Source organism: Kitasatospora sp. NPDC091257 (assembly GCF_044757675.1).
Classification (GTDB): domain Bacteria; phylum Actinomycetota; class Actinomycetes; order Streptomycetales; family Streptomycetaceae; genus Kitasatospora; species Kitasatospora lactacystinica.
The window spans coordinates 1-8,140 of record NZ_JBIVVI010000306.1 but is presented as its reverse complement, the minus strand read 5'-3'; the positions used below and the strand labels follow the sequence as shown (position 1 = coordinate 8,140).

At 73.7% G+C, this 8,140-nt stretch carries 9 protein-coding genes; 3 read left to right on the top strand and 6 right to left on the bottom strand.

The genetic code is table 11. The features are described 5' to 3' along the window. The coding region (locus tag ACIQOV_RS16555) for a GNAT family N-acetyltransferase (RefSeq protein WP_401049142.1) at nt 1-352 on the bottom strand (352 nt) is incomplete at its 3' end. 159 nt (nt 353-511) lie between these two features. On the opposite strand from ACIQOV_RS16555, the gene ACIQOV_RS16550 reads away from it, so the two are divergent. After that, nucleotides 512-2,107 carry a M4 family metallopeptidase gene (locus ACIQOV_RS16550; RefSeq protein ID WP_401049140.1) on the top strand — a complete coding sequence of 532 codons (1,596 nt, stop codon included), beginning with the start codon at nt 512-514 and terminating at the stop codon, nt 2,105-2,107. Between the two features lie 4 nt (nt 2,108-2,111). Here the strand turns inward: ACIQOV_RS16550 and ACIQOV_RS16545 are convergent, their stop codons facing one another. The 5 genes from ACIQOV_RS16545 to ACIQOV_RS16525 form a co-directional block, all read right to left on the bottom strand. Next, nucleotides 2,112-3,143 carry a hypothetical protein gene (locus ACIQOV_RS16545; protein ID WP_401049138.1) on the bottom strand — a complete coding sequence of 344 codons (1,032 nt, stop codon included), beginning with the start codon at nt 3,141-3,143 and terminating at the stop codon, nt 2,112-2,114. 41 nt (nt 3,144-3,184) lie between these two features. Then, nucleotides 3,185-4,153, bottom strand: coding sequence for a D-2-hydroxyacid dehydrogenase family protein (locus tag ACIQOV_RS16540; RefSeq protein WP_401049136.1), 969 nt, complete (start codon nt 4,151-4,153; stop codon nt 3,185-3,187). A 178-nt stretch (nt 4,154-4,331) separates the two neighbouring features. Further along, nucleotides 4,332-4,811 (bottom strand): RICIN domain-containing protein, encoded by a 480-nt coding sequence (locus ACIQOV_RS16535; RefSeq protein ID WP_401049135.1) that lies wholly within the window; start codon nt 4,809-4,811, stop codon nt 4,332-4,334. 28 nt (nt 4,812-4,839) lie between these two features. Continuing rightward, complete coding sequence (locus ACIQOV_RS16530) at nt 4,840-5,826, bottom strand: glycerophosphodiester phosphodiesterase (RefSeq protein ID WP_401049133.1); 987 nt, start codon at nt 5,824-5,826, stop codon at nt 4,840-4,842. A 170-nt stretch (nt 5,827-5,996) separates the two neighbouring features. Then, nucleotides 5,997-6,380 carry a hypothetical protein gene (locus ACIQOV_RS16525; RefSeq protein ID WP_401049131.1) on the bottom strand — a complete coding sequence of 128 codons (384 nt, stop codon included), beginning with the start codon at nt 6,378-6,380 and terminating at the stop codon, nt 5,997-5,999. A gap of 73 nt (nt 6,381-6,453) precedes the next feature. Here ACIQOV_RS16525 and ACIQOV_RS16520 point away from each other — a divergent pair, with 73 nt between their 5' ends. Together ACIQOV_RS16520 and ACIQOV_RS16515 are read left to right on the top strand one after the other, a co-directional pair. After that, nucleotides 6,454-7,392, top strand: a complete 939-nt coding sequence (locus ACIQOV_RS16520) for an aldo/keto reductase (RefSeq protein WP_401049129.1) — start codon at nt 6,454-6,456, stop codon at nt 7,390-7,392. 119 nt (nt 7,393-7,511) lie between these two features. Beyond that, nucleotides 7,512-8,140, top strand: a 629-nt coding sequence (locus ACIQOV_RS16515; protein ID WP_401049127.1) for a histidine phosphatase family protein, incomplete at its 3' end; no start/stop codon positions are given.

Here is an 8,140-nt window from a genome sequence, read left to right as displayed (position 1 = left end):
GGTAGAAGGGGCGCAGGTGGGGCTCGTAGTCGACGTGCAGCCAGGTACAGCCGGCCGCGCGGGCGCCGTCGGCGGCCTCGGCGACCAGCCGGGTGGCGATGCCCTGCCGCCGGGCGTCCGGGGCGACCACGGTGTCGAGCAGGAAGGCGTGGGCGCCGCCGTCCCAGGCGAGGTTGACGAAGCCGACCAGGGCGTCGGCGGCGGTGCGCCGGGCGGTGACCCAGCCGAGGCTGTGCCGCTCCAGGCGGGCGATCCGGTCGCCCGGCTCCCCGGGGTGGCCGAAGCCTTCGGCGTGCAGGGTGTCGAGTTCGGGGTCGGTGAGCGGGCCGCGCCACAGGTAGTCGATCGTCACGACGGCACTGTAGACCCCTTGTTAAGTTCTGATCATTTTTTATCGACCAAGGACACGACTTGGCAAAGTTATGACCTTTCCTCTAGCTGAATCTGACTGACCCCGGTCAATCTCTGACGCAGCTCCTTTCCCTGCACAGCTACCCCCACTGGAGTCAGAGTGACCCCCACGCCTTCCTCCCGCCGTGCCCGCGTGGCCGGAGCCGTCGCGGTCGTCGCCGCCCTCGCCGGCGCCACCGTCCCGGCCGCCACGGCCTCCGCCGCCACCGCCCCGCGCGAGGCCGCGATATCCCAGGCCCGCGCCAACGTCACCCACAACGCGGGGGTGTTCGGCTTCGGCGCCGGCCAGGACCTCGTGCTCAAGGACGTCGTGCTGGACGCCGACGGCGCCTCGCACGTCCGCTTCGACCGCACCTTCCAGGGCCTGCCGGTGGTCGGCGGCGACCTGGTCGTCCACCAGGACGCCAAGGGCAGGCTCAAGGACTCCTCCCGCGCGGCCGCCCACGACGCCGCCGTGAAGTCGACCGTCCCGAAGGTGACCGCGCAGTCCGGCGCGGCCGGCGCGCTCGCCGCCGCCCCGGGCGTCCAGGACGCCGTCAGCACCCCCGAGCTGGTCGTCTGGGCCGCCGACGGCACGCCCCGGCTGGCCTGGCGCACCACCGTCGCGGGCACCGGCGCGCACGGCGAGCCGGCCGGCAAGGTCGTCGTCACCGACGCCACCACCGGCGAGCAGATCGAGTCCTACGACGCCGAGCACCAGGCGACCGGCACCGGGAACTCCGAGTACACCGGCAGGATCAGCATCGACACCACCGCCAAGTCCGGCGGCGGCTACACCCTGACCGACCCGGTCCGCGGCCACGTCACCAAGGACGCCAACAACCTCTCCGCGAGTTCGATCAAGGCGACCTCCGGCACCGCGTTCAACAGCACCACCAACGTCTGGGGCGACGGGAAGAAGTTCTCCACCGACCGCTCCACCGCCGCCGTCGACGCCCACGCCAACACCGCCTGGACGTACGACTACTACAAGAACGTCCACGGCCGCAGCGGCATCAAGAACGACGGCAAGGGCGCCACCGTCTTCGTCCACGTCGGCACCAACTGGGACAACGCCCAGTGGTCCGACAGCTGCTTCTGCATGATGACCGGCGACGGCAACGGCAGCAGCGACCCGGAGCAGGTCGACCTCGACACCATGGGCCACGAGATGACCCACGGCGTCACCAGCGCCACCGCCAACCTGCGCTACAGCGGCGAGTCCGGCGGCCTCAACGAGTCCACCAGCGACATCTTCGGCACCATGGTCGAGTGGTACGCCAACAACAGCGTCGACACCGGCGACTACCTGTTCAGCGACCAGTCCACCCCGCCGTGGCTGCGCCGCTTCGACAAGCCCTCGCTGGACGGCTCCTCGGCCGACTGCTGGAGCAGCAGCGTCGGCAAGCTCGACGTGCACTACTCCTCGGGCGTCGGCAACCACTGGTTCTACCTGGCCAGCGAGGGCAGCGGCAGCAAGACCATCAACGGCGTCACCTACAACAGCGCGACCTGCAACGGCTCCACGGTGGCCGGCATCGGCCACGACAAGATCGCCAAGATCTGGTACCGCGCGCTGACCGTCTACATGACCTCCACCACCAACTACAAGGGCGCCCGCGCCGCCTCCCTGAACGCGGCCCGCGACCTGTACGGCGCCGCCAGCACCGAGTACAACGCGGTCGCGGCGGCCTGGAGCGGGGTCAACGTCAGCTGACTTCCTAGTAGTTGAACCCCACGTGGCAGTGGTCGTGGTGGGTGTCGTCGGTGAAGAACCGGTTGCCGGCGCCCGGGATCGCCACCGGCCCGCCCACGTTGTACGCACCGGCGGCGGCCGCGTCCCGCATGAAGGACTCGACCAGTTGCCGGGACGTACCCGGGTCGACCACGGCCAGCCCGTCGATCCGCCAGACGTCGAAGGCCCGGCCCAGCGGATGGTCGCTGGGCCGGGTCGTCCCGAAGACGTCCAGCGGGTGGCCGGTCCGCACCACGCTCACCGAGAGCGTGTACGGGCCGGCCAGCCGCAGCATCGCCTCCAGCACGCTGTCGTGCACGGTGCCGCTGCGCAGGTCTGCGGCGGCCTCGGGCGGCAGCTCGACCCGGGGCTCGGCCAGCACCCGGGCCACCGCGGGCGGCGGTGCGGCGGCCGCCGGGCCCGCCACTCCCGGGTGCAGCTCGGTGACCGTCCAGCGCGGCTCGGCCCGGCTCAGCCGGACGTCCACCGTGGTGCCGCCCTCGGCCACCGAACCGTCCGGACCGCGCGTCCACTGACGGCAGACCACGAGCACGCTCGCCGAGTCGTCGAGGATGCCTCCGTACTGGGCGACGATCACCTCCAGGCTCGCCTCGGCCGCCGCCGGGGCGAGCGGACCCGCGGCGTCGGCCAGCGCGGGCGGCAGGCCGAGCGCCGCCACCCGGGCACGGGCCGCCTCCGTGCCCTGCCCGCCGGGCGGCCAGGCGCCGAGCGCGGCGACCAGCTCGACGGCGCGGCGCTTGACGTCGGGCTGGATCTCGCCGGGGCCGGGCTGCCAGAGGGGCGGCCGGGGCAGCGGGGTCGGTGTCCGCGCGGGCGTTCCGGCACTACTCGTGGCGGCGGGCGTCGTGGCTACGGGCGTCGTGGCGGCCGGGCCGGTGGTCGCGGCCCGCGGCCTGCTCCCGCTCGTGCACCCCGCCGCACCCAGCACCAGCGCCGCCGCGCCCGCCCGCAGCACCCCGCGCCGGCCCGCGGCCCGGCCGCCGTCTCCACCCGTCATGCCGTCAGTATGCGGCGGAGGACCCCCTGGCGCAGGAGGCGTCAGCCCAGCCGACGGATCGGTTCGCCCGCCAGGAACGCCGCGATGTCCTCCACCGCCTCCTCGTAGTAGCGCCGGTAGTTGTCCTGCGACACGTACCCCAGGTGCGGGGTGGCCAGCAGCCGGGGAGCGGTGCGCATCGGGTGGTCGGCGGGCAGCGGTTCGATGTCGAAGACGTCGACGCCCGCACCCGCGATCCGGCCGCCGATGAGCGCGGTGAGCAGCGCGTCCTGGTCGACGATCGCCGCCCGGGAGGTGTTGACCAGGTACGCCCCGGGCTTCATCAGGTCCAGCTCGGCCGCGCCGATCAGCCCCCGGGTGCCCGGGTTGAGGGCGAGGTGGATCGAGACGAAGTCGCTCTCGCGGAGCAGCTCCTCCTTGTCGGCGGCGCGCCGCACGCCCGCCCCGGCGGCCCGCTCGTCGGTCAGGCTCCGGCTCCAGGCCACCACGTCCATGCCGAAGGCCAGGCCGACCCGGGCCACCCGGCCGCCGATCCGGCCGAGGCCGAGCAGCCCGAGCGTCCGGCCGTGCAGGTCGGCGCCGACGGTGCTCTGCCAGGGGCCGCCCTCGCGCAGCGCGGTGTTCTCCTGGACGATGCCGCGGGCCAGTCCGAGCAGCAGCGCCCACGTCAGCTCGACCGGCGGGGTGCCCGAGCTGGCGGTGCCGCAGACCGTCACCCCGTGCGCCTGCGCGGCCGCGAGGTCGATCGCCGCGTTGCGCATCCCGGAGGCGACCAGCAGCCGGAGCCGCGGCAGCCGGGCGAACAGCGAGGCCGGGAAGGGCACCCGCTCGCGCAGGGTGACCACGATGTCGAACCCGGCGAGCGCGGCGGCCAGCTCCTCCTCCGAGCCGAAGTGCTCGCGGAAGGCCGTCACCGAGACCCGGCCCGCCACCGGGGACCAGTCGGCGCTGCTGGTGGCGACGCCCTGGTAGTCGTCCAGGACGGCGCAGCTGAGGATCGGAGGCGTCATGCCCGCACTCTCGCAGAAGCCTCCGCCACCCGGCGCCCCGGGTCGGGTCCGGGGCGGTGGCGGTGCCGGACCGACCTGCGGAGGGGGATACGTCGGCACCACCTGAGAAAACCCGCGGCGCCGGACAGCAGACCCTGTTCCGGGGTCTGCTGTCCGGCCGAAGGAATTGCAGTCGCCGCTATCCGCTCAGCACTTCCCATTCCTGGCGGTCGATGGTGTGACACCTCCAGGACAGGACCTCGGTGTTGTAATCCAGGCAGTACTTGGTCCCGTCGTACAGAATGTAGAGCTTGACGATGTTCCCTGGATTGAGCGACCCCTCGACGTGGAGGTCGGCATTGAGATTCCCACAGTACCCCCCTTCGACCTCCGAGCCCTCCAGCGTATAGATGTTCAGACAGGACTTGTAGTCCATGTTGTACAGGTCGACAAGATTGTTCCCCGGCCAGCGGAGTTCGAAGCGTTGATCCGAATATCCCACACAGGGGTAAGCACCGACGTGCTTCCCGAAAGCCGCATGGAAGGACAGGCACTTATGGGCCGTTCGGGTGACATGCATTTCAGAGCCACCTGAAGCGGTGAAGTCATCGTCATGGGCACTGGTTATTTCTGGCCCCCGTCGGCGCACCCCTACAACCGCACGGCTGATCAGAACCATTTATCCAGGGGAATCACCATAAAGTTCGTCACCGAACACCGGACCACCGTCCGGTTACCGCAGTTCCGGGGGCCGCAGGCCGTAGCCCTCCTCGGTCCGCACGATCCGGGGCGGCCCAACCGGCCAGCTCCGCCGGGCGGTTGGTGATGATCCCGTCCACGCCCGCCGCCGTGAGGGCCTTCCAGCGGGCGGGCAGGTCGACCGTCCAGACGTTGACCGCCACCCCGGCGGCGTGCAGTTCCCCGACCGCGCCGGGGCGGGCGGAGAGCGCGTCGTCCGAGGGGTGGTAGGCGGCCAGGCCGAGGCCCCGGGCGGTGGCGACCGGGTCGGCGTCCAGGGTGGAGCGGAGCAGCGCGAGGGGCAGTTCGGGGGCCAGTTCGCGGGTGTGGCGCAGGGCGTCGACCTCGAAGCTCTGGACCATGACCCGGTCGGCCATGCCGTGGTCGCGCACCTCCCGGACGATCCGGGCGACCTCGTCGCGGCTGTGCGGCCCCTTGATCTCCAGCAGCAGCCGGCCACCGCGGGTGCGCAGGTCCTCCAGCTGGGCGGCCAGGGTCGGCAGCCGGGTGCCCGCGTAGGCCGGGGCGAACCAGGAGCCGGCGTCCAGCGCGTCCAGTTGGGCGGCGGTCAGCTCGCGGATCCGGCCGGTGCCGTCGGTGGTGCGGTCCACGGTGTCGTCGTGCAGCACGTACGGGACGCCGTCACTGCTGGGCTGGACGTCGTTCTCGACCCACTCGGCGCCGGCCCGGCGAGCCACCTCGTCCGACACCAGGGTGTTCTCCGGCGCGGCGGAGGAGGCGCCGCGGTGCGCGTACACGGTCGGCGGTGCACCGGCCGGGCGGAGCCGGGTGTCGGCGGCGGGTGCGGCGGCGGGTGCGGCGGCCGACCGCACCGGTGCCCCGGCGAGCGCGACGGCGCCGACGGCGGCCCCGAGCAGCGCGGCGACGAGAACGGTCCGACGGCGCCGCTGCCGGGGGTGCCGGGGGCCTTGCCGGGGACCTCGATTGGGTGTCATGTCCCGCACATTACGGCCGTCCGGCACCTGCGGCCCGACGACACCGGCATCCGGGGCGACACGCCGGCGCGCGGAGCAACACCCGCTCACCCTCCGCCGGCGGCGCCGCGCGCACAGCACCGACCGCCCGGCCCGGTGGGCGCCGACCAGGCGGGCGTCCCGCACAGCCGTCAGGTACTGGGACACCGCGGACGCCGACAACCCGGTGCGCCGGGCGAGCTCGGTCGTGGAGACCGGGCCGCCAGCTCCGTCAGCAGCCGGGTGCGGGAGCGACCGAGGACGGCCGCCACAGCCTCGGCGCCGGCCGCCGGGGCGGTGGCCCACAGGGTGCCGGTGCCGCGCGCCGGACAGGCGAGCTGCAGCGGGTCCGGCGGGGCCGGACGGGTGCGGAGCGCCGGGCCGGTGAAGACGGACGGCACCAGCGGGAGGCCCGCCCCGGCCGTGGGTCCCGGCAGCGGGCGGGTGCGGTGGCGCAGCCGCAGAGCGCCCTCCGTCCAGCGGAGCCCGGCGTGCAGGTCGTTCAGCACCTGCGCCGCGCCGCGCTCGGCCGCCAAGCCCCACCCCCGTGGATTCACGCATGGTCGAATCGTTGGCGCTCAGGCCGGTGCAGCAGTGATCATCATGGGCATGACTTCGAGCGCAGTTGCCAACACCCCCGTCACCCCCGTCACCCCCGTCACGGCCGCCGCCTCCGGTACCTGGAAGCTCGGCGACCGCACCGTCCACCGGATCGGCTTCGGCACCATGCGTCTGCCCCAGACCGGCCCGGCACTCGTCCCGCACGCCGTCCCCCGCGACCGCGAGCAGGCGCTGCGGGTGCTGCGCCGCGCGGTCGAGCTGGGCGTCAACCACATCGACACCGCCGCCTTCTACTTCTCGCCGCTGCGCTCCGCCAACGAGCTGATCAACCGGGCGCTCGTGCCGTACCCCGACGATCTGGTGATCGCCACCAAGGTCGGCCCCGGCCGCGGCCTCGACGGCGAGTGGGTCGAGCACGCCCGCACCCCCGAGCGGCTGCGCGCCCAGGTCGAGCAGAACCTGCGTCAGCTCGGCCGCGACCACCTCGACCTGGTGAACCTGCGCGTCCTCGGCACCGACTCGGTCGCCGAACGCTTCGGCGCGCTGGCCGAGTTGTGCCGGGCCGGGCTGATCCGCCGACTGGGGCTGTCCAACGTCCACCCGCACCAGCTCGCCGAGGCGCAGACCATCGCGCCGGTGGTCTGCGTGCAGAACCCGTACGGCATCGGAGCCACCCCGGCGCAGGACGAGGTGCTGCGGATCTGCGGGGAGCAGGGCATCGCCTTCGTCCCCTTCTACGCGATCGCCGGGGCCGGGCGGGAGGGCGGCGCCGGCGAGGCCGAGCCCGCCCAGGTCCGGGCGGTGGCCGAGGCGCGCGGGGTGAGCACCGCGCAGGTGCGGCTGGCCTGGACCCTGCACCGCGGCCCGCACGTGCTGGCCATCCCGGGCACCGGCGACGTGGCGCACCTGGAGGACAACATCGCCGCCGGGGCACTGCGACTGTCGGCCGAGGAGCTGGCGCTGCTGGACGAGGCCCACGCGGGCTGAGGCAGAACCGGGCACGGCCCGAGCCGGAACGGGGCACCGCCCGAGCCGGAACCGGGCACGGCCCACGGCGCGTCACTCCGGGGCGAATCGATCTTCGTCCACCGTGAGGGGCCCCGAACATGACCGACCGCGCCACCCGCTATCTCTACCTGGCCCGCCACGGCGAGGCCGCGTCCGAAGGCGACGGCAGCGGGCTCACCGCCGCCGGACGCCGACAGGCCGCCCTGCTGGGCCGGCGGCTGGCCGGCCGTCCGGTCTCGGTGCTGCACCACGGCCCGCTGCCCCGGGCCGCCGAGACCGCGCGGCTGGTCGCGGAACAACTGACCGGCGTGCGGCCGCAGCCGTGCGAGGAGGCCGGGGACTTCGTGCCGCACGTGCCCGAGCGGGACGAACTCCCCGATGACGGCGCCGAGTTCCTGCTGAACTTCCTCTCGTCCACCACGGCGCAGGAGCGGGAGCAGGGCGCCGCGCTGGCGCGGCGGGCCGTCGAGCGGTTCACCGGGCCGGTGCCGGGCCGCGAGGAGCGGCACGAGCTGGTCGTCACCCACGCCTTCCTGGTCGGCTGGCTGGTCCGGCACGCCCTGGACGCCCCGGCCTGGCGCTGGCTCGGCGTCAACGCCGCCAACGCGGCGCTGACCGTCCTGCGCTACGCGCCCGGCCGGCCGCCCGCCGTGCTGCTGCTGAACGACCAGGGCCACCTGCCTCAGGAGCTGCACTGGACCGGCACGCCCTGGACGCCCCGGCCTGG

Bases quoted from the DNA above. Each gene is read 5' to 3' on its own strand.
- ACIQOV_RS16545 (WP_401049138.1), bottom strand. From the start codon at position 3,143: ATGACGGGTGGAGACGGCGGCCGGGCCGCGGGCCGGCGCGGGGTGCTG.
- ACIQOV_RS16540 (WP_401049136.1), bottom strand. From the start codon at position 4,153: ATGACGCCTCCGATCCTCAGCTGCGCCGTCCTGGACGACTACCAGGGC.
- ACIQOV_RS16535 (WP_401049135.1), bottom strand. From the start codon at position 4,811: ATGGTTCTGATCAGCCGTGCGGTTGTAGGGGTGCGCCGACGGGGGCCA.
- ACIQOV_RS16530 (WP_401049133.1), bottom strand. From the start codon at position 5,826: ATGACACCCAATCGAGGTCCCCGGCAAGGCCCCCGGCACCCCCGGCAG.
- ACIQOV_RS16520 (WP_401049129.1), top strand. From the start codon at position 6,454: ATGACTTCGAGCGCAGTTGCCAACACCCCCGTCACCCCCGTCACCCCC.